General features: G+C 57.2%; 23 protein-coding genes, 1 tRNA gene, 1 pseudogene and 1 riboswitch. Of the genes and pseudogenes, 13 read left to right on the top strand and 12 right to left on the bottom strand.

Annotated features, from left to right (window positions below; genetic code table 11):
• Window positions 1-11 precede the first annotated feature (11 nt).
• The 8 genes from fabF to QY316_09400 all read right to left on the bottom strand — a co-directional run bounded on the left by fabF (window position 12) and on the right by QY316_09400 (window position 7,218).
• Window positions 12-1,247, bottom strand: a complete 1,236-nt coding sequence (gene fabF, locus QY316_09365; protein ID WKZ32115.1) for a beta-ketoacyl-ACP synthase II — start codon at window positions 1,245-1,247, stop codon at window positions 12-14.
• Between the two features lie 365 nt (window positions 1,248-1,612).
• The gene (acpP, locus tag QY316_09370; protein WKZ32116.1) at window positions 1,613-1,855 is read right to left on the bottom strand and encodes an acyl carrier protein; all 243 of its coding nucleotides are present in this window, start codon (window positions 1,853-1,855) and stop codon (window positions 1,613-1,615) included.
• 94 nt (window positions 1,856-1,949) lie between these two features.
• On the bottom strand, window positions 1,950-2,693 hold the full coding sequence (gene fabG / locus QY316_09375) for a 3-oxoacyl-[acyl-carrier-protein] reductase (protein WKZ32117.1): 744 nt from the start codon (window positions 2,691-2,693) through the stop codon (window positions 1,950-1,952).
• Between the two features lie 201 nt (window positions 2,694-2,894).
• The gene (gene fabD / locus QY316_09380) at window positions 2,895-3,836 is read right to left on the bottom strand and encodes an ACP S-malonyltransferase (protein WKZ32118.1); all 942 of its coding nucleotides are present in this window, start codon (window positions 3,834-3,836) and stop codon (window positions 2,895-2,897) included.
• Between the two features lie 117 nt (window positions 3,837-3,953).
• Entirely contained in the window at window positions 3,954-4,928 is a 975-nt protein-coding gene (locus QY316_09385) for a beta-ketoacyl-ACP synthase III (protein ID WKZ32119.1), read from the bottom strand.
• Window positions 4,929-4,930: 2 nt separating this feature from the next.
• Entirely contained in the window at window positions 4,931-5,965 is a 1,035-nt protein-coding gene (gene plsX / locus QY316_09390) for a phosphate acyltransferase PlsX (protein WKZ32120.1), read from the bottom strand.
• Window positions 5,966-6,064: 99 nt separating this feature from the next.
• Window positions 6,065-6,250 carry a 50S ribosomal protein L32 gene (gene rpmF, locus QY316_09395; GenBank protein ID WKZ32121.1) on the bottom strand — a complete coding sequence of 62 codons (186 nt, stop codon included), beginning with the start codon at window positions 6,248-6,250 and terminating at the stop codon, window positions 6,065-6,067.
• A gap of 446 nt (window positions 6,251-6,696) precedes the next feature.
• Complete coding sequence (locus QY316_09400; GenBank protein WKZ32122.1) at window positions 6,697-7,218, bottom strand: DUF177 domain-containing protein; 522 nt, start codon at window positions 7,216-7,218, stop codon at window positions 6,697-6,699.
• A 114-nt stretch (window positions 7,219-7,332) separates the two neighbouring features.
• On the opposite strand from QY316_09400, the gene QY316_09405 reads away from it, so the two are divergent.
• From QY316_09405 to QY316_09425, 5 genes are all read left to right on the top strand, one after another.
• Window positions 7,333-7,406 (top strand) — tRNA-Gln (locus tag QY316_09405).
• 267 nt (window positions 7,407-7,673) lie between these two features.
• Window positions 7,674-7,901 carry an AbrB/MazE/SpoVT family DNA-binding domain-containing protein gene (locus tag QY316_09410; protein WKZ32123.1) on the top strand — a complete coding sequence of 76 codons (228 nt, stop codon included), beginning with the start codon at window positions 7,674-7,676 and terminating at the stop codon, window positions 7,899-7,901.
• Window positions 7,901-8,296 carry a type II toxin-antitoxin system death-on-curing family toxin gene (locus QY316_09415; GenBank protein ID WKZ32124.1) on the top strand — a complete coding sequence of 132 codons (396 nt, stop codon included), beginning with the start codon at window positions 7,901-7,903 and terminating at the stop codon, window positions 8,294-8,296. The genes QY316_09410 and QY316_09415 overlap by 1 nt, the downstream gene beginning before the upstream one ends.
• A 104-nt stretch (window positions 8,297-8,400) precedes the next feature.
• Window positions 8,401-8,751: a hypothetical protein gene (locus QY316_09420; protein WKZ32125.1), complete on the top strand. Its 351-nt coding sequence runs from the start codon at window positions 8,401-8,403 to the stop codon at window positions 8,749-8,751.
• A 254-nt stretch (window positions 8,752-9,005) separates the two neighbouring features.
• Entirely contained in the window at window positions 9,006-9,662 is a 657-nt protein-coding gene (locus tag QY316_09425; GenBank protein WKZ32126.1) for a hypothetical protein, read from the top strand.
• Window positions 9,663-9,777: 115 nt separating this feature from the next.
• Here QY316_09425 and QY316_09430 read toward each other — a convergent pair whose 3' ends face one another.
• Entirely contained in the window at window positions 9,778-10,338 is a 561-nt protein-coding gene (locus QY316_09430) for a flavin reductase family protein (GenBank protein WKZ32127.1), read from the bottom strand.
• A gap of 13 nt (window positions 10,339-10,351) precedes the next feature.
• On the bottom strand, window positions 10,352-11,041 hold the full coding sequence (locus QY316_09435) for a PAS domain-containing protein (GenBank protein WKZ32128.1): 690 nt from the start codon (window positions 11,039-11,041) through the stop codon (window positions 10,352-10,354).
• A 102-nt stretch (window positions 11,042-11,143) separates the two neighbouring features.
• Window positions 11,144-11,345, top strand: a riboswitch (cobalamin riboswitch).
• Between the two features lie 289 nt (window positions 11,346-11,634).
• Between QY316_09435 and thiC the strand changes: the two genes are divergently transcribed.
• From thiC to QY316_09470, 7 genes and pseudogenes are all read left to right on the top strand, one after another.
• Window positions 11,635-12,936 (top strand): phosphomethylpyrimidine synthase ThiC, encoded by a 1,302-nt coding sequence (thiC, locus tag QY316_09440; protein ID WKZ32129.1) that lies wholly within the window; start codon window positions 11,635-11,637, stop codon window positions 12,934-12,936.
• Between the two features lie 126 nt (window positions 12,937-13,062).
• A complete protein-coding gene (locus QY316_09445) occupies window positions 13,063-13,407 on the top strand; it encodes a metalloregulator ArsR/SmtB family transcription factor (protein WKZ32130.1) in 345 nt (114 codons plus the stop codon).
• On the top strand, window positions 13,404-13,871 hold the full coding sequence (locus tag QY316_09450) for a hypothetical protein (GenBank protein ID WKZ32131.1): 468 nt from the start codon (window positions 13,404-13,406) through the stop codon (window positions 13,869-13,871). Before QY316_09445 ends, QY316_09450 begins: the two co-directional genes overlap by 4 nt.
• Window positions 13,872-14,227: 356 nt before the next feature.
• Window positions 14,228-16,600 (top strand): fused MFS/spermidine synthase, encoded by a 2,373-nt coding sequence (locus QY316_09455; protein WKZ32132.1) that lies wholly within the window; start codon window positions 14,228-14,230, stop codon window positions 16,598-16,600.
• Window positions 16,601-16,717: 117 nt separating this feature from the next.
• A pseudogene (locus QY316_09460) lies at window positions 16,718-17,251 on the top strand (cytochrome b).
• 72 nt (window positions 17,252-17,323) lie between these two features.
• Entirely contained in the window at window positions 17,324-17,809 is a 486-nt protein-coding gene (locus tag QY316_09465) for a YceI family protein (protein WKZ34110.1), read from the top strand.
• A 45-nt stretch (window positions 17,810-17,854) separates the two neighbouring features.
• Window positions 17,855-18,439 (top strand): YceI family protein, encoded by a 585-nt coding sequence (locus QY316_09470; protein ID WKZ32133.1) that lies wholly within the window; start codon window positions 17,855-17,857, stop codon window positions 18,437-18,439.
• A gap of 46 nt (window positions 18,440-18,485) precedes the next feature.
• Here the strand turns inward: QY316_09470 and QY316_09475 are convergent, their stop codons facing one another.
• Window positions 18,486-19,271, bottom strand: coding sequence for a DNA-formamidopyrimidine glycosylase family protein (locus tag QY316_09475; GenBank protein ID WKZ32134.1), 786 nt, complete (start codon window positions 19,269-19,271; stop codon window positions 18,486-18,488).
• Window positions 19,272-19,274: 3 nt separating this feature from the next.
• Window positions 19,275-19,634: a hypothetical protein gene (locus QY316_09480; protein WKZ32135.1), complete on the bottom strand. Its 360-nt coding sequence runs from the start codon at window positions 19,632-19,634 to the stop codon at window positions 19,275-19,277.
• Window positions 19,635-19,921: 287 nt separating this feature from the next.
• Here QY316_09480 and QY316_09485 point away from each other — a divergent pair, with 287 nt between their 5' ends.
• Window positions 19,922-20,356 carry a CBS domain-containing protein gene (locus QY316_09485; protein WKZ32136.1) on the top strand — a complete coding sequence of 145 codons (435 nt, stop codon included), beginning with the start codon at window positions 19,922-19,924 and terminating at the stop codon, window positions 20,354-20,356.
• Window positions 20,357-20,661: the final 305 nt, after the last annotated feature.

Below are 20,661 nucleotides of genomic sequence, written 5' to 3' on the forward strand. Positions count from 1 at the left end.
GAGGCAAGGCCTTACTCGAACCTCTTGAAGGCGAGCACGCCGTTGGTGCCGCCGAAGCCGAAGGAGTTCGAGAGCGCCGCCTTTACCCTGGCCTCCCTTGCGGCGTTCGGCACGTAGTCGAGGTCGCATTCCGGGTCGGGCGTGGTGTAGTTTATGGTCGGGGGGAGCACCCCGTGGTGGAGCGAGAGCGCGGTGAATACGGCCTCTATGCCGCCGGCAGCCCCGAGGAGATGGCCTGTCATGCCCTTTGTCGAGCTTACGGCGAGCTTACTTGCGTGCCCGCCGAAAACGGTCTTTACCGCCATCGTCTCGTAGAGGTCGTTATAGTAGGTAGATGTGCCGTGGGCGTTTATGTAGCCGATGTCCTCGGGGTTGAGCCCCGCCGTCCTCAAGGCCATCTTCATGCACCTGGCAGCTCCTTCTCCGTTGGGCGCGGGCGTGGTCATGTGGTTGGCGTCGGCATTCAGTCCATACCCGGCTATCTCCGCGTATATCTTCGCGCCGCGTTTTTTGGCTGATTCCAGCTCTTCGAGGAAAAGGACCCCCGCGCCCTCGCCTATGACGAAGCCGTCCCTGTCCTTGTCAAATGGCCTGCTCGCGGCCTTCGGGTCGTCGTTCCTCGTCGAGAGGGCCTTCATGGCGTTAAAGCCCGCCACACAGAGCGGGGTTATGGTGGACTCGGCCCCGCCAGCGACCATCACATCCGCCACGCCCGTCTGTATGAGCCTGGCTGCGTCCCCTATGGAATGGGTGCCGGTCGCGCAGGCCGTGACAGCGCAGCTATTGGGGCCCTTTGCGCCGAGCTTTATCGATACCTGCCCGGAGGCGAGGTTTATTATGACCATCGGGATGAAGAAAGGGGTTATCCGGTCCGGCCCCTTTTCCTTCAGGACGTCGAACCAGTGCTCGATGGCGGGGAGGCCGCCTATTCCGGCCCCGATATAGACCCCGGCCATCTCGGCGTTCTCGTCGGTTATCCTGTAACCGGAGTCCTCGTAGGCCATCTGGCTCGCGGCGACCGCGTACTGGATGAAGAGGTCCATCTTCTTGACCTCTTTCTTCTCTATGTACTGGAGCGGGTCGAAGTCAGGGACCTCGCCTGCTATCTTCACGGGGAAGCTCGAAGCGTCGAAACGGGTTATCTCCCTCACGCCGGAGCGGCCCTGGATAACGGCCTCCCAGTTCTTTTCGACTCCGGTCCCGAGCGGGCTCGTTATGCCGATGCCTGTTACTGCTACCCTTCTCATCTTTATATTCCTCTGGATTCCCGGATTTCCCTGGGCTTTCAAGGCCAGGGATGAAAGAATCGCCCGGAGCGAGCCGAACTTTCAGGCGGGCGCCAGTCCATAATCGTTTTGAAAACCCGGTTTTCAGGACACCCTGGATTTCAAGCCGGCGTGGTCATTGGGCCAGGGACTTGATAGCAGGCTCCCTACTCCCCTTGCCGTCCGCCTTAAAAAACCGCCGGGGGTCGAAGCTCCTCCCGGCGGGCATGTAGGAATGCGGTCCTGAAAACAGATTTCCTTCCCGGGGCCGCAGGGGAAAATAACAAAACGATACGGGCGTTAACCGCCCCTGCGAAAGGATCGGGGAAAAAGCGGCAAGGCGCGGGCTACTTCCCGGCCTTTTTATTGATGTACTCTATCGCGTCCTGGACGGTCTTTATCTTCTCTGCGTCCTCGTCGGGTATCTCTATCCCGAACTCCTCCTCGAAGGCCATGACCATCTCGACGGTGTCGAGGGAGTCGGCCCCGAGGTCGTCCACGAAGGAGGCCTGCTGGGTGACCTCGTCCTCGGTCACGTCCAGCTGGTCTATTATTATCTTCTTAACCTTATTCTCAACAGACATTCTCATCCCTCCTGGAATATTGTCCGAAATTACCGCCTTTTGCGCCAGACCCCAGTGTATAACACCTACCGGGGAGGTTGTCAATTTTAAACATGCGCCATTACTGCATGGCCATGCCGCCGTTTACGTTGAGAACGTGCCCGGTTATGTAGCCCGAGGCGTTCGAGGAGAGGAAGAGCACCCCGTTGGCCACGTCCGCGGGGCCGCCGAGCCTGCCGAGCGGTATCCTGTCCATGAGCTCCTTTTTCACGTTCTCGGAAAGGGCGTCGGTCATGGCCGTCTCTATGAAGCCAGGGGCCACGGCGTTACAGGTTATGTTCCTGCTCGCGAACTCCCTGGCTATTGTCTTTGTCAATCCGATGAGCCCGGCCTTGCTCGCGGCGTAGTTCGCCTGCCCGGCGTTGCCCATGACCCCCACGACAGAGGCTATGTTGACGATCCTCCCCCAGCGCGCCTTTGTCATGTACTTCAGGACGGCCTTGGTGCAGTTGAACGCGCCCTTCAGGTTCACGTTCATTACCGCGTCCCAGTCCTCTTCCGTCATCCTGAGGACGAGGCCGTCCCTGGTGATCCCGGCGTTATTGACGAGTATGTGGATGGCCTCGAACTCCTTGAAGATCTTTTCAGCAGCCTCCTCGCACTCCTTCAAGTTCGTGACGTCGAGCTTGAGGGCCATAGCGCGCCTGCCCATGGCCTTTATGGAATTGGCCACCTCGGTCGCCTTCTCGAGGTTCACATCGGCCACGGCCACGTCGGCCCCGTAAGAGCCGAGCTTCTCGGCTATCGACCTGCCGATGCCCTGCGCGCCGCCTGTAACGAGGGCTATCCTTCCGGTTACGTTCATCTGTCTCCTCCTCTTTTAACAGGCTGCTGAAAAGTCCATCTGCTTCGAAGGCTACGTCGCTGGCTACGAAGGCGTACAAAATAGTACGCCTCATCCCTCGCTCCCCTGTTCCAACGGGGCCTCGCATCTGGAGCTTTTTGAGCAGCCCAAGCGAATTTTACGTTTTTCCGCACCCTGTTAAGTCGAGCTGGCCTGAACCGCTTACGCCCCGAATAAAGGAAGCGCCTTCTCTATATCCGAAGCCTCCGAGACGCTCAAGGCGTTCATGTCCTTCTCTATCCTCTTTACAAGGCCCGTAAGCACCTTGCCGGGGCCGACCTCGATGATGGTGTCGACCCCGTCGGCCTTCATCTGCCGCACTATATCCACCCACCTCACGGGGCTCGTAAGCTGGAGGCAAAGGAGCTCCTTGATCCTTGAGCCGTCCTTTACAGGCGCGGCCTCGACGTTAGTATATACGGGTATCCTCAGTCCATCCACGCTTATCTTCTGAAGCTCCCCGCCGAGGCGCTCGCTCGCCTTCTCCATAAGGGGCGAATGCGAAGGGGCGCTCACCTGCAGCGGCACCACCCTCTTCGCGCCCCTCTCCCTGGCGAGGTTTGCGGCTATCTCGACAGCGGCGGCGCTGCCGGAAATGACTATCTGCTCCGGGGTGTTTATGTTCGCCGGGACGACCCGGGCCGTGTCAATGGATGCGGAATCGCATATGACCTGGACAGTAGCGAGGTCGAGTCCCAGTATGGCGCACATCTTTCCGGCGCCCTGAGGCACGCTCTCCTGCATGAATTTCCCGCGAAGATGGACGAGCCGGACGGCGTCCCTGAAATCGAGCGCGCCGGAGGCCACGAGGGCCGTGTACTCGCCAAGGCTGTGCCCGGCCATGCAGGCCGGGGTGAAACCCGTCCTCTCGCCGAGCGCCCGAAGCGCAGCGATGGAGGCCGAAAGTAGCGCTGGCTGCGTGTACTCGGTCCTGTCGAGGAGGTCCGCAGGCCCTTCGAACGCAAGCTTCGAAAGCTCGCACCCCATCGCCTCGTCAGCTTCGGCAAAGGTCTTTCTGGCGGCCTCGGAGGAATCGTAAAAGCTCTTCCCCATGCCGACCGACTGCGAGCCTTGGCCAGGGAATACAAAAGCTATTTTACCCATGAGCCCCATTCTCCTCAGGATAAGACTTCAATATCTTTTAGGCAACCTCTAAAATCAGAGATTTTTCCCGCAATCGAGGAAGTCCGGGGAAAAGATCGATTTTTAGAGGTTGCCTGATTACCACCTTACGGCCGCTGACGCCCACGTGAGCCCGCCGCCGAAGGCCACGAACAATATTATGTCGTTGTCTTTAATCTTTCCGTCCCTCACCGCCTCGTCAAGGGCGATGGGGATTGAGGCCGCCGAGGTGTTCCCGTACCTGTCTAGGTTCGTGTAGACCCTTTCCTCGGGGAGCTTAAGCCTCTCCCTTGCGGCGTTTATTATCCTCATGTTGGCCTGGTGGGGGATGAGCAGCGATATGTCCTCGGGCTTGAGCCCCGTCTCCTCCATCACCTCTTTTATGGCCTGGCCCATTGTGCGGACCGCTATCTTGAAGGTCTCGTTGCCGTTCATTACGAGATATGGCTGCTCGTTGCCCTTATCCTCGAACGGGCTATCCGGCCGGGAGGCCCTGCAATAAAGGGTGTCCCAGTGCCTTCCGTCGGAATGGACTCGGCATGAGAGTACGCCTCTCGGCCCCTTTTCCGCGGAGAGGACGGCAGCGCCCGCCCCGTCGCCGAAGAGGACGCAGGTGGACCTGTCTTTCCAGTCTATGAGGTTGGAGAACTTGTCTACCCCGATGACCAGGGCCTTCCCCGCCCCGCCTGACCTCAAGTACCTGTCGGCTATGTCCAGCGCGTATAGGAACCCGGAGCAGGCAGCAGACACGTCGAAAGCCGCTGCCCCGGACTTTATGCCGAGCTCGGACTGTATAAGGCAGGCTACCGACGGGAACGCCATCTCGGCGGTCACGGTGCCGACTACCACGAGGTCTATGTCCTTTGCAGACAACCCCGCGGCCTTGAGCGCAGCCTTCGCGGCCCTGGCCGCCATCCCGGAGGCTGTCTCCCCGGCGGCGATCCTCCGCTCCCTTATCCCGGTGCGGGTGGATATCCATTCGTCCGAGGTCTCGACCATGCCCTCCAGATCGCGGTTGGTGAGAACCTTTTCCGGCACGTAAGAGCCGGTGCCTATTATCCTCGACCTGAGCATTTCTAACTGCCCGAGACGGCTTCGCTGCGGCCGTTCTTCATGAGGTCCTGGTTTTTTTCCATCTCTTCCATCAGGTGGGAGTTCACGTTCCCCTGTGCGTACTCGTGGGCGCGGAGCACCGCGTTCCTCATGGCCTTGGCGTTCGACCTGCCGTGGCTTATGATGCAGACGCCCTCTATGCCGAGGAGCGGCGCGCCGCCGTACTCCGAATAGTCTATTTTCTTTTTGAGCCTCTTGAAAGCGCCCTTGGAGAGGAGATAGCCTATCCTCGACGGGAGGCTAGACATTATCTCGTTCTTGAGCATGGTTGTCACGGCCTCGACAAGCCCCTCGCTGAGCTTGAGGACGACGTTCCCGACGAAGCCGTCGGTCACGACAACGTCCACCCCGCCCTGGTATATGTCCCTGCCCTCGACGTAGCCTATGTAGTTTATGGAGGCCTTCTTTAAAAGGGCGTGGGTCTCCCTCGTAAGCTCGTTGCCCTTGCCGTCCTCCTCTCCGTTCGAGAGGAGGCCGACCCTGGGCCTCTTCTCCTTGAGGACGTACCTTGCGTAGACCTCGCCCATGAGGGCGAACTGGAAAAGGTGCACTGGCTTGCAGTCGACGTTGCCGCCCACGTCGAGGACTATGGCCGGGTCTTTTATGGTGGGGACGGATACTGCTATGGCGGGCCTGTCGATGCCCTTTACCTTCTTAAGGAGGAGTATCCCGGCGGCCATTGCCGCGCCGGAGTTCCCGGCGCTAACGACGGCCCCGGCCTCTCCGCTCCTTACGAGCTCGAAGCAGACCCGTAGCGACGAGTCCTTCTTTTTCCTGACGGCCTGAGTGGGGGATTCGTCCATGCCCACGACCTCAGAGGCGTGGACGATGGAGACGTTGGACGGAACGCCCTTGTGCTTCGCAAGCTCGTCCTCTACCCGGGATTTGTCTCCGACGAGGACGATGGGGATATTGAGCTCGCTCGCGGCCCGGACGGCCCCTTCTACAACCATGGCGGGGGCGAAATCCCCGCCCATCGCGTCAACGGCAATCTTCATCTCTATTCGGCTGAGAACGCAAAAAAGGATGCGGCTCCCGGCAAGGCCGGATTAAAGGCCTTTTCGGAAGCCGTGGCGGTTGATGAAAGGAGCACGGCCTTAGACGGCCTCTTTCTTCTTGATAACAGTCCTGCCCTTGTATGTGCCGCAGCTCGGACAGACGTGGTGCGGGCGCTTGGGCTCGCCGCACTGGGGGCAGGTGGAGACCGCCGGAGCGGACAGCGCGTCGTGGCTCCTTCTCTGGCCCCTCTTGCAGCTCGAATGTCTTTTCTTGGGGTTCGGCATGTCTAAAACCTCTCTTTTCGGTTTGGGTTCGCTTATTGAAAAACTATAGCCTGTCATTCTGAGCGAAGCGAAGAATCTCGGGGCTGATAAAATCAACAAATTACGAGGTTCCTATCCCGCCCCGCCCTGGAGCTCGACCCTTCGGCTCTTCAGAATGACGGTATCTCGGGCCTTTTCATGCTAAGGAAGCTCTGATTAATTCTCGTTTCCTGTCATTCTGAGGGCGCGTAAGCGACCGAAGAATCTTGCAGCTACTTATCTTGAATACCAGATTCTTCGCTACGCTCAGAATGACAACATTCACGAATCGATCAGGCATTACCTAAACGGAGTCCGGCCCCCTTGAAGAGCCTCACATCCGGATTACCTCCCGGACCACACCTTTATATAGGATTTGGCCGCGCTCTTCAATAATAAAAATCACGGGCGCTAATCGCCGCGCCCTGTCAGCGCTTGAAGTCCTTGAGCTTGGCGAGCCTCGGGTCTGTCTTATCCTCGCCCCCGCAGCCGCAGTCGCCGAGGTTCAGGTCTGCCCCGCACTTCGGGCAGAGCCCCTTGCAATCAGGCCTGCAGAGCGGCTGCATGGGGAGCTCAAGGGCTATCTGGCCCAGGAGCACCTCTGAGGTGTCGAGGGAGTCGCCCGCTATGAAGTTAACGTCCATGTCCTCGGGCTTGAGTTCCTTCTCCTTCTCAGGCTCCCTGCCCAGCTCGTAATAGGAGGCGAAATCAGACGCGTAAGGGTACTCGAACTCCTTAAGGCACCTGCTGCACTCCACCTTGATGCCGGCCTTTATGTCCCCGGAGACGAATACGCTCTGCCCCCTCTTCGAGACCTCAAGGTGGGCCTTCACGGGAGTCGAGAAGTCGAGGTCGAGCTTCCCTCCGGCGAATTCCTTCAAAGCCGCGCAGCTCTCCTCGATGTCGAGCGAAAGCCCTGAAGGCGGTATGTCCTCTATCCGTATCTTCATCTATTGCCCCGCATAAAGACCTATAAGTATACAAGAACCGGTTCGATAGTGTCAACAGAATTTGCTTGACTTGGACGGCAAGGATAATTATATTGGAATATCTTTGTCCGAGATTGGGGGATCGTCTAACGGCAGGACAACGGGCTCTGAACTCGTTTATCCAGGTTCGAATCCTGGTCCCCCAGCCAGAAAATCAAAGGGGTTACAGCGGATGCTGTAACCCCTTATTGCATTTCGGGGGTTTAGCAATTGACGACAGCGCATCCTGGTGATACAATGTTAGTACATTGTTTGCAGAAAGGTCTGTGTAACGAGGTTTGTCATTCTGAGAACGCGCGAAGAATCTATTTTTTGTAGAAATCAGCAAGTATGAGATTCTTCGGTCGCTTATGCTCCCTCAGAATGACAAAAAAATTGAATCAGCAGACATTCCAACTTAACGAAGGAGCATGGCCTTGATAAAAAAACTCGCCAAACACGGGAACAGCCTGGCCCTCGTAATCGATAAAGGAGTGCTTGAGCTCCTTGAAATTGACGACAAGACCCCCCTCGACATCTCGACTGACGGCAAGGTGCTCATAATCGCCCCTGTAAGGGACGAGAAGCGACGCAAGCAGTTCGAGGAGGCCCTTGAAAAGGCCAACCGGAAGTACGGCCGCGCGCTCAAAAAGCTTGCGAGCTGATGGAGTTTGTATTCCTAGGCCTTGACGAGGTCGTGGAGATACACCGCGACCAGATAACGAGATACGGGGGAAGCCCCGGCATCCGCGACATGGAGTTATTGCAGTCCGCGGTTGCAATGCCGTCCGCAGCCTATGGTGGGGAATACCTCCATGCCGATATCTCCGAGATGGCCGCCGCCTACCTCTTCCACATCATCCGCAACCACCCCTTCGTGGACGGCAACAAGAGGACCGGCGCTGTCGCCGCCCTTGTCTTTCTCGCCCTTAACGGGACGGAACTCCACGCGAGCGAAAAGAGCTTTGAATCGATGGTGCGCTCAACAGCCGAAGGGAAGCTTGAAAAATCTAAAATCGCTTCCTTCTTTCGAAGGCACGTGAGGGAGCAAGGGGGTTGATGTAAGGCAAACCCTTAGGATGAGCGCACGTACAGGCTCCGGGCAAGGTAGTTGCGAAGATAAAGAAGGATTACAGTATATCAACGACATAGATGGAGGTAAAAATGGGAATTCTCGAAAATGCCAAAGATGTGGTGAAGCTTGTTAAAGAAATTGATAACATTGAACTCTATAGAAAGATACTAGATCTTCAATCTGAATTAATGGATGTACTCCAAGAATTAGGCGAACTCAAAAAAGAGAATGCATCGTTAAAAGAACTTCTCGAAAGAAGGGAATCTTTAAAATATGAAAATAACGCATACTGGCGCGACCTAAATGGCAAGAAAGAAGGGCCATTCTGTGCAACTTGCCACGACACAAAAGAACTCCTTGTGAGGTTGCATTATGTCAATGGAGACGGAATTATTGAACCATATCATGTTTGTAGGTCTTGTGGAACTTCAATTGACTAAATAATTCCCCTGCACAGATTGAATAACCGAATAGCCGCGACCTTGACGGCCTTGCTGGGAGTGAACTTACAAGTCACATATGGCGCGAAACCCTACCTTCCATCTGAAGCTGGTGGGTTCACACCGGAACACGAGGCGTGCGCCTCGCCCACCAATTTTCTTTCACGCCTCCGCTCTGGCTTTTCCTGAGACAATCACATATAATAACCCGGCATGTTGTTCTAAATCCCTGCCATACCCACAGGAGAAAACCTTTGAAACTCGCAAAGCTCTTTATCGCGACCATTATGGCTGTTCTGTTAATGACCGCCTCATATGCGTTCGCCGGGCCGCAGCACACCGGAGTCGTCCTTGAGGCCGTCTCGGGCGGCGGGTACACCTATCTGGAGGTCAATGAAAACGGAAATAAATTCTGGATAGCAAGCCCGGAAACTCCGGTCAGCACAGGGGCGACCGTCAGCTTCTCCGAACAGATATGGATGCCCAACTTCACGAGCAAGGCGCTGAACCGCACATTCGAGAAGATATTGTTCGTAGACGGTATCAACGTCGCATCATCCGGGACGAGCCCGTCCGCAGAGGCGCAGGATGCACCAGCCAAGCCGGCCCAGGCTGCCACGGCATATACCATCAAGGAAATATACACAAAGAGGTATGAATTAAGCGGGCAGCCCATCAAGGTGCGCGGGAATGTCGTAAAGGTATCTGAAAACATCATGGGGAAGACCTGGGTGCACATCAAGGACGGCACTGGAAATGAAGGCCGCGATACGCTTATATTCCTTTCAAAGGGTGACTCGGCGGCGGTAGGGTCTGTCGTGACCGCCGAGGGCGTGCTTGAAACGGACAAGAATTTCGGGTTCGGATATTTTTACTCCGTGATAGTAGACGGGTCGACCTTTTCGGAATAGAAACACTTGGGAGGATGGTTTAAGCCTCGCGGGGTGGGCGCATAGCCCACCCTCTTTTTTTTCAGAACTTCGCCTCTTTTCGCGACGCTGCTGGATCAGCAAGCCGGCAGAGCGATCAAAGCATCCCTGGCCTGAAGAGCTTCCTCTTGTTGATGGTCTTGCCTGAAACCATGAATACGCCGTCTCCGGTGTAGTGGAGCGTCTCGGGATACTTCGGCGTAACGGCGGCATGGGCCTTCACCACTTCGAAGATGAAGAAATCGTATTTTTCGACGAGCGCGTCGTCGTAGAGCCTGCATTCGAAGTTGGCGTGGCATTCTTTTATCAAGGGCGCGCCAACCTCAAACGCCTCCTCGGGCGTAAGGCCGAATTCCTTGAACTTGTCGATTTCCGCGCCGGTGGTGTTCCCCACCCTTACGACAGTGTCCGCAAGGCCGGCGGTCGGAAGGTTTATGACGCATTCGCCGCTGCCGCGTATCATCCGGAAGCTGTGGTTGGCGCTTGAGATGACGCAGCCGACGAGCGAGGGAGTGAATTCCATCACCGTGTGCCAGCCCATCGTCATTATATTCGTCTTCCCTTTCCACCTCGACGAAACGAGCACGATTGGGCCGGGCTCAAGGAAGCGCCTCACCTCGCTTACCGGGAGGTCCCTCTTTTTGGGATATTTGACCATTGTTCATCGCCAGTCATTTATCTGTCTTCTCACCTTTTTCGCCGTAAAGCCTTTCAGCGCAGTCCGGGCATATGCCGTGGCTGAAGACCGCTTCCGAGCGCTGCTCTATGTATTTCTCGATGGACTGCCAGTTGCCCAAGTCGTCCTGGATCCGTTTGCATACGGCGCATAGGTTAAGCATGCCGCTCAGCACCTTCACCTTCCTCAGGGCCTCGTTCAGCTCGATGTTCAGACTCCTTATCCTTTCCTCGGCGGCCTTGCGCTCGCTTATGTCAACCCACGAAAGCACGGCGCCGACCACTTCGCCAGCCTCGTTCAAGACCGGACACGAATTCATGAGAACGATGACTTTCGCTCCTTCAGGAGTCCTGAAAACCCATTCTTCGTTCTCAAAACAGGCATTTTGATCAATCGTCCTCTTGAGTATGAACTCATCGTCCGTGGGCTTGCTTACGCCGTCGCTTTTGAAGATATGCCATCGCTCGACCACCTCGTCAATCGGTATGCGTTCGAGCTCTTCCCTTGTGCGCCTCGCGTACAATGCCGCATATCTGCTGACGCTCTTGACGGTATTGCTATCAGTGTCTATCAGGGCAAGCCCCTCTGGAACATGCTCTATGACGGCATCAAAATAGCTTGCCCTGCGTTGGAGCTCGTATCCTTCCCTTTCAAGGTATATCCTGAGCGCGTTTTCTTCCTGCATAGCCCCCTCCACTTTATTCAAGTATAAACGGAATCTGCTAAAGAGCGAGCCGAGGCATCAGCCGAGGCAAACCCCTTGACAGCGGAAGCCCTCCATATTAAAGTACGCCCACATATATCAGGTAATCCCCTTCGGGGATTAAGAGGGAATCCCGTGGCCGGTTTCTGAAACCGGGAATCGGGAGCGGTCCCGCCGCTGTGACCGGGGACGAAAGCCGACAATACCACTGGGAACCATCCTGGGAAGGTCGGGCGAGTAGGCTGATCCGGAAGCCAGAAGACCTGCCTGATGTGAATTGCCGAAGGCCTTCTCGCGGACTGGAAGGCCTCGCCGAAAACACAAATTACTGAGGGTGAAGTAACGGGTGCAATCCTCAGAGCGAAAGCTCTGAGGATTTTTTTATTTCAGCAAGTTGCAAAAAGTTTATCGAAAATAAGCATTTCATTCTGGGCATAGCGAAGAATCTCGGTTTTTTATGAATCAGCCGTGTCACGGATTCCCCGTCGCCTTCGGCTCCTCAAAATGACATCGATATATCGTTCAAAAAGACTTTTTAATCCCATGCCATGGAACTGGCAAATTCAGGAGAAAACATGACGCAGATAGAAGCCGCAAGGAAAGGCGTTAAAACGAAAGAGATGGAAGAGGCCGCGGTAAGCGAAGGCAGGACGGCCGAATACATCCGGCAGATGATAGCCGAGGGAAAAGCCGTAATCCCCAACAACACCGGAAGGAAGGCCCGGCTCGTGGCAATAGGCGCTGGTCTCAGGACCAAGGTCAACGCGAGCATCGGGACGTCTTCCGACATAATCGACGTGAAGGCCGAGGTGGAAAAGGCCATTGCCGCCGAGAAGGCCGGGGCAGACACCCTGATGGAGCTTTCCGTCGGAGGAGACCTCGACGCCATAAGGAAGGAGGTGCTTGCGGCCACCTCCCTTTCTGTAGGGAGCGTCCCGCTCTACCAGGCCTTCAAGGAGGCGATCGAAAAATACCACGACCCGAACAAGCTTACGGAAGAGCTCCTTTTCGACGTGCTTGAGAGGCAGTGCGCGGACGGCATCTCTTTCATGGCCGTCCACTGCGGCATCAACAGGCTCACGATAGAGCGATTGAACAGGCAGGGCTACCGCTACGGCGGGCTCGTATCCCGGGGCGGCTCCTACATGGTCGGCTGGATGCTCAGGAATAACAAGGAGAACCCGCTCTACGAGAAATTCGACAAAGTAGTCGGGATACTCAAGAAGTACGACTGCGTGCTGAGCCTCGGGAACGGCCTGCGAGCCGGCGCGGTGCACGACAGCCTCGACAGGGCCCAGGTGCAGGAGCTACTCATAAACTGCGAGCTTGCGGAGGCCGGGCAGGAGATGGGCTGCCAGATGATGTGCGAGGGGCCGGGGCATCTGCCGCTCGACGACATAGAGGCCAACGTCAAGCTGCAAAAGAGGATGAGCAATGACGCCCCGTTCTACGTGCTCGGCCCGCTCACGACCGACGTCGCAGCCGGGTACGACCACATATCCGCGGCAATAGGGGCTGCCGAGGCCGCGCGCTACGGGGCAGACCTCATATGCTACGTGACCCCGGCGGAGCACCTTGCCCTGCCGAACAAAGACGACGTCGTCGAGGGAGTGAGGGCCGCAAGGATAGCCGCGCACGCAGGCGACATGGTGAAGCTCAAGAACGGCTCAAGGGATATGGCGATGGCAAAGGCCAGGAGGGACTTAAAGTGGGACGAGCAGCAGAGGCTCGGCTTGTTCGGCGAGAGGGCCGCCGAGATAAGAATGAGCCGCGCACCTGAGGAGCCCGACACCTGCACCATGTGCGGGAGCTTCTGCGCGCTCGACAACGTGAACACATATTTCAGGGATAGCCTACGAGGCGGCGGGAAGGCCTGAATTCAATGCAAGGCAGGGGAAACGTCCCGCCTTCCCCTGCCCTCTTTTTTCCCTTGACCGGAAGGCCCGGCCCGGGCTATTATTTAAGTAGTTTATTAAATAATTGAATCTACGGGAATCGACCAGGTGAGCAAAAAGGACTCCATACGGAAAGAGGTCTTCGAGATACAGGCGGGCGTATGCCAGTGCCTTGCGAACCCCAAGCGCCTCGAGATACTCCATATCCTCCGCGACAGGGAGCTTTCGGCGACCGATATAGCAGGAAAGGTCGGCATCTCCAACGCGAACGCATCCCAGCACCTGGCCATCATGCGGACCAAGGGGCTCCTTAAGAGCAGGCGCGAGGGGGTGAGCATCCGCTACTCGCTAGCGAACCCGAAGGTAACGACGGCCTGCGACATCATGAGGGAGGTCCTTTTCGAGCACCTTGACGAAAAGCGGCGCCTTACGGGAAGGGTGAGGACGCCATGATATCGAAAGAGGAGAAGACAATGACGCACGATTTCTCAAAGGAGTTTTTCGCCGCATACCACGCGGCCGTTTTCGAGGCCCTCGGCGAGGACGCGCAGAAATATAACGCCAGGATAGGGGCGCTCCTTGCCAATGCCTGGCAGAAGACGCTGAAGGAGCTTCCAGCTGACCGGGCAGGGTTCAAGGAAGCGATAGAGGCCTGGATGAGCGGGCCGTTCAGGTTTTCGGACGTGGCCAGGCTTGAGTTCAACGACGACGGCACCGCCTACCTCTACGTCAAGGGCTGCGACATCTGCAACGGCAACGAGGTCCTGAGAAGCGGCGGCAAAAAGGGCGTGTGCCCCATAAGCCAGATGGTCAAGTCCGCGATGGGGAAGGCCCTCAAGACTGGGATAGAGCTTACGGGGAGCGAGAAGCCGGGCCCTGTCGGGGAGTGCTACTTGAGATACAAGCTCGGCAAATGACCCCGGCGCTCTCCTCGGGGTGGATATAAGCTCAATCCACGCCTCCCGCGCAGTATCTCGCTATTCCGCTCGAATCCGCCGCGCCCTGCCGCCTTGCCAGCCATAACCGATGTCCCCACCGGGCCCTATTTCTATTTGAAAACGCAGGGATAGCCCCTCGCCCCTTTCCTCCGGCCCATTTTGCCTGTTGATAATTGTTCCGATTTTTTATACAATTCCGGAACGCTCCAGAAAACAGGGGACCGCTTGAGGGGACCGGACCTGATGCGGTGCAATCATGCCTCAAGCTCAGCCCGGTTTGGAAACGCATTCGCCTTGCACATCAGCCTCAGCGAAAGGATAAGCGTGTTGGGAATATGAGAAGGAAGGGGGTCGCCGTACTGCTTCTGACCGCGTTCGCGGTCAATTTCATCTCCCTCGTCTACCAGGTCCTCTGGACCCGCAACATAATGGCAATATTCGGCTCGACCGCCCTCTCAATATCGACCACTCTTACCGTATTCCTCTCAGGCATAGCCCTGGGCGGCTATCTCGGCGGCATCTGGATACGGAAGGCGAAGAACAAATACATGACCATGGGCGCGCTCCTCGTGTTGCTTGGCGCCTATTGCTTCTTCATAGGGCACCTCTTCGGCCTGGTTGACCTCATATATACAAGCCTCTCAGGCAATATCGAATCCGCCCTCGCCTCAAACCTTATCAAGCTCGTACTCATATTCGCGATACTCATATTCCCGACGACCATAATAGGCTCCATGTTCCCCATATGCACCTACCTTTATTCAATCGAGTTCGGCAAGCTCGGGAAGGACGTGGCCTTCATATATTTCCTCGACACGCTCGGGGCGGCCCTCGGCGCGGTCGTGAGCGGGTTCGTCCTCGTCCCGCATATTGGCCTCCGGGAGTCCTCCTTTATCGCGGCCCTCGCCTATGTGCTCCTCGGCGCGTTCATACTGGCCACGAAGCGTGGCGCGCCGGAAGAGGCGGCCGTGGCGGAGGGAGCCGCGGGCGCAAAGGCCGGGCTAAAGCTCGACCCTGCAAGGGCCTTCATACTCGCGGCCCTCTTTTTCGGGGGCTTCTCCGCCCTCATGCTCGAGGTCGTCTGGTCCAGGTATTTCCACCTCATTTTCGGCACCAGCATATACGCGTTCTCGATTGTAATCGCGGCGTTTCTCCTGGGGCTCTCCATCGGAAGCTTCGCGGTAAAGCGCCGCATCGAAAGCCTCAGGAATCCGCTACTCCTTTTCGCCTACATCGAAATCCTTATCGGGGGGTTCGCGCTCCTGGTCATACGCTCCTCATCATGGATCGAGACGATATACTTCAAGCTCTTCCTGGCCATTGACAATTTCTATATCTTTCAAGGCACCCTCTTCACAATCGCCTTCGTCATAATGCTCGTGCCTGCCGCCCTCATGGGCGCCAACTTCCCGCTGGCGGTCAGGATATTCGGGAGGAAAAAGGAGACCAGGGGCGAGGACGCGGGCATAACCTTCGCCTTCAACACCGCGGGCGGGATAGCCGGGGCCTTTGCCGCCGGTTTCTTCATTATACCCTCCCTCGGCCTCGAAAAGACCAACTTCCTGGCCTTCGCGGCATATCTCCTCATCGGCTTCGCGGCCCTCGCGATGGCCGGAGGCCGCGCCAGGCTCCATTACGCCCTTGGCGCAGGCCTGGCCGGAGTCTTTCTCGCTGGAGGCTATCTCTTCGGCAACCCGCCCTCGCTCAACTGGGGCGTATATTACGGGGGCATAAGGAAATCATCGCTCGAAGAATTCAAGTACAACAAGTACTACATGGAAAGGGACATCATCTACTCCAGGCACGGGCACTACGGGCTCGTCTCCGTCCGGCACGACAAGGTCCAGAACGAGCTCCAGCTCATCAATAACGGCAAGGTGGACGCGTCCAACAACATCGCCGACACCCATACGCAGCTCCTGATAGGGCACCTGCCGCTTTTCCTCCACAAAAACCCCGAGAGGGTGCTGAACATAGGGCTGGGCGGCGGGTTTACAGTAGGGGCCATAAAGGCCCATCCGCAGGTGAAGCACATAGACGTGGTGGAGATCGACCCGCTGGTCGTCGAGGCCACCGGGACCCATTTCAGGGGGGTAAATAACGACGCCCTGAACGACCCGAGGATAAGCGTCCACATCCACGACGGCCGCCATTTCATAAAGACTACCCCCCACAAGTACGACGTAATCGTTTCCGAACCGCCGAATATCTGGGTCTCGGGGGTTTCGATGCTCTTTACGCGCGAGTTCTACAAGCTCGCCGACGAGCGGCTCAAAAAAGGCGGCCTCCTTTTCCAGTGGGCGCCCGGCTACGAGATGAGCATAGAGGACATGAAGCTCATAATCAAGACCCTGAGGGAGCGGTTCGAATACGTCTCATACTGGGTCGAGGGCTTCGACGTGGCCATCATCGCCTCTCACGAATATCCGGCCGTGGACCCGGCCTACATAGAAAGCCTTCTCGCCATACCTAGGATCAAGTACGACGCGGGGAACCTTTTTGCCAAGGCCACTTCGGATTTCATCGTCTCATACATCCAGACGCCGGTAGTGCCTTTCGATATGATCGACTATCACCTGAGAGACTTCAACCTCGTGAATACCGACAACCTGCCCCACCTCGAATTCAATACTGCGCGGAACATGTTCAACTTCCAGAAGGCCGTCGATGAAGGCCCTTCTGCCAATAAGCGGAAGCAGGGGCATTGACTCACTGGCGGCAAAGCGGTCTCCTTCACGCTCGGCATGAGGAAGACAGGCAGACTATAAAATCGCATAATTAACGACTTATCCGTCAGGCAGGCCTTGGAGAAGCGATCGCGTAATATGATAGTCGAAGCCGGTCCAGGCAGGTACACCCTCACCGCCATAGCCCTACACTGGGCGAGCGCGGTCCTCGTCGTCTCCGCGTTTGCGCTCGGCGCGTACATGGTAACGCTTGCCTTTTCGCCCCTCAAGCTCCAGCTCTTCTCCTATCACAAATGGGCCGGGGTCGCCGTCTTTCTACTCGCAGTCATAAGGCTGGGCTGGCGGTCCTTCAACGCCCCGCCGCCCCTTCCAGAGAAGATGCCTTCATGGGAACGCGCCGCGGCCAGGGCCTCGCATATCATCCTTTACCTGCTCGCGCTGGCTGTCCCGCTCTCAGGCTGGCTCATGAGCTCGGCCCACGGCTTCCAGACCGTCTTTCTCGGGGCCTTTCCTATTCCCGACCTCGTAGGCAAGGACAAGGCCCTTGCGGAGCGGCTCGAGCTCGTCCACTTCATCATGAACAAGGCCTTTCTGGCCGCGGTCGCGCTCCACATAATGGCGGCCCTCAAGCACCACTTCATTGACAGGGACGACGTCCTCCGGCGCATGCTCGGGCTCCGCACGATTGCTGGCGCCCTCCTTCTGATCGCCATGCTGCCTGACGCTGCAGCTTCAGTCCCTATAATGAAGGAAGACAGCCGTATCGACTTCATATCAAGGCAGATGGGTGTCCCGATCAAGGGGGGCTTCGGGAAGTTCGACGCCGACGTGAATTTCGACTCTGCGGACCCCGGGAAGAGCAGCGCATCCATAACCATATACCTCGACAGCATTGACGCGGGCTCGGACGAGGCCACAATCGAGATAAAACGCAAACCCTGGTTCCATACGGCAAGCTACCCCAGGGCGGAGTTCAGGTCGAGTTCGCTAAAGGAGACCGGGCCCGGCCGATACGTCGTAAACGGGACCATGACCATAAAGGGCCGGGAAAAGGAGGCAAGCGCGCCCTTTACCGCCAAAAAGGCCGGGGATTCGTGGGTCTTCGAAGGCAGGTTCGTAATAAAGCGCCTTGATTTCGGGATAGGCGAAGGCGCATGGTCCGACACCGGCACCGTTGCGGACGAGGTGGAGATACACTTCAGGTTCAAGGCGCCGGCGGTAAGGAAATAAATGATAACCGGCAATTCAACCATCAAAAAGGAGGGCTTGACGGGCATGAAAAGACTGATGGCAACGGTTTCGCTCCTATTCATCGCGCTCCCGGCCTACGCGGAGGTGGAGAACTTCGTTATCGACCAGAGGCACACTTACCCGAGCTTCGAGGTGAGCCACATGGGGCTTTCGACCCAGCGGGGCCGCTTCGATGGGACGAGCGGCCGCATAACGCTCGACCGCGCGGCAAAGACGGGCTCCGTGGAGATAACGATAGACGCCAGGACAGTAAGCACCGGGCTCGATGAGCTGGAGAAGCACTTGAGGAACGAAGATTTCTTTAACGTCGAGAAGCACCCGACCATAACCTTCAAGTCAAGCTCGATCGAGTTCGAGAATGATGTGCCAAAGAGCGTCGTCGGCGATCTCACGCTTCTGGGAATAACCAGGCCCGTCACCCTCTCGATATCATCTTTCGACTGCAAGGTGCATCCGATAAACAAGAAGTTCGTCTGCGGGGCTGACGCGGCCACGACGATAAAGCGCTCGGAGTTCGGAATGACTTACGCCATACCGGCCGTAAGCGACGAGGTGAAGCTCCTCCTGCAGGTGGAGGCGTTCAAGGAAGGGCAGCAAACGCAACCTTAGTACATGGAAATTCAAAAGGGGCGCTCTCCGAAAGGGGCGCCCCTTTTTATTTTCCTCGCCTCTGGCAGGCCGGGCAGAAATAAGCCGTCCTTTTCTGTATGGAGAGCGCCTCGATTGCCGCCCCGCACCTCGGGCAGCGCGCGCCTTTGTGCCTTTTCGGTATTATGAACCCCTCCGGGAACCGGGACGCTTGAGCCTCAAGGCCCACTGCCTTCCGTAGCGATTTTCCAATGGCCTCGAAAAGCCTCCGCGCCTCGTCGTCGCCAAGGCCTCCGGCGTCCTCAAGCGGGTGTATGCCGGCCTGGAAAAGGGCCTCGTCGGCGTACACGTTACCGAGCCCGGCCAGGACCGACTGGTCCATGAGGGCCTGCTTTATCCCCCTCCTCGTCTTTTTGAGGGCCGCCCTGAACGGGCCGAAATCGATCGAGAGCGCGTCCGGTCCGAGCCTTTTCCGCCTGATGAACTCGTCGACGTCGCCCGATATGCCGGCCCTGCCGAACATCCTCGTGTCGAAAAAATAGAGACGCGAGCCGTCGTCAAAGCCGAAGGCCACCCTCGAGTGCGGAGGCGGGGCTTTGCCGTCTGTCTTGAGCTCGATCCCGCCAGTCATGCCGAAGTGGAGCACCAGCCACGGGCCTTCCGCCGAGGCGAAGAGGTACTTCCCGTGCCTCCTCGTGGAGGTGAACCGCCTTCCTTTCAATGCGGCCCGGAATTCGCCCGGGCTGCCATCGAGCACGCTCCGTGTCATTATCTCGACCTCAGCCACCCGTTTTCCGAGGGAAGTCCTTTCAAAGTAGCGCCTCATCGTCTCCACGTCGGGGAGCTCGGGCATCGACTAGTCCGCCTCCGGCCAGGCATAGAGGCGCATCCCGGTCTTCACAAGCTTCCTCATAAGGCTCGCGAACCCGGAGCCCTGCTCGGAAGCGCCGTCCGCCTTACGTTTTTCAGGTATGGGCTTTATAAACGAGCCGTCCTCGTACCCGGCCTTGCCGGCTTTACTCAGGTCCCTGCACGGGACCGGCGCCCTTCCCGAAGCGCCGGCGCAGTCGCCTGGGGTTCCATCCTTCGCGACGGCGCTACCCGCTGCCATCGCCATCGTCCCCTTCTTCGGCTCTATGACGATGACGGAGTCTATCAACTCGCACCCGGAGACCAGGAAAAAGAGTACGGGGATAGCGTATGCCAGGAGGCCCATGTGCCCACTCCGGTCCGGTAAATTGGTTTCAATCTTTTCTTTGCAAGGGAGGCCTTGCCCGGGCAGGAAGGGCGCGGCTTCGGAAGACGTATTTTAAAAGTATACTCCCGGACAATGGCGAGTCAAACGATGAGCCGTGAGCCCATGTGCGCATATCCATCTATTCCCGCCCGACTTGACACCCCCCGATTTTGGGATACCATCAAAGTAAGGCATTGACGCAAGGGTTCGGGCGTCTTGACAAAGACAGGTTATGGATTACGATTTATACATGAGCCTGTCTCCCCATGAACAGGAAAGGGGTAAGGGAAATGCAGCTAAGGCAGATAATGCAGAAAAAGGTCGTAACGGCCAGTCCTGACGCGAGCGTAAGGGAAGTCGCGAAGAAGATGAAGGACTACAGGATAGGGTATCTGCTTCTCACGAACGGAGAGTCGATCAAGGGTTGCGTGACAGACCGCGACATAGTCGTGTGGCTGGCGGGAGGAAAGGATCCGGACGCGACGAAAATAAATTCGATAATGCGGTCGAACGTCATAACCTCGCCTCCGGACACCGACGTCTTCGACGCCTCAAGGCTCATGGCGAGGAAGAAGATCCGGAGGCTGCCGATCGTGGAGGGCAATAAGCTCCTGGGCCTCGTCTCGGTTTCGGACCTCGCGTCGGTAATCGAGGAGGAAGTCGACAACTTCTTCCACGTGGAAGAGGCGTACCAGATTTAGCAGGTACGAAAAATCGAAATCCGCTGGAAGCTGCCCAAAAAGCTCCAGATGCGAGGCGTCGAGAAGCTAGGAATGAGGCGTATTTTTTGTATACGCTGCAAGACAACGAAGCAGATGGGCTTTTTCAGCAGCCGACTTGAAGGTTGCTTTCCCGGACCGGGATATCCGGCTGGTAAGAGGAGAGATAAGAAAGCCGTCTTCGGATGGTTGTCGAAACCTCCTCTAACCGGCTGGAAAAACCGGTCCGGGAAAGCAAGGGCTGTCTTCGCGGGCAGGAAACCCGATCGGCAAGAGAAGGATGTGGG

It is taken from the genome of Thermodesulfobacteriota bacterium (genome assembly GCA_030583865.1).
In the GTDB taxonomy this organism is placed as follows: domain Bacteria; phylum Desulfobacterota; class GWC2-55-46; order GWC2-55-46; family GWC2-55-46; genus UBA5799.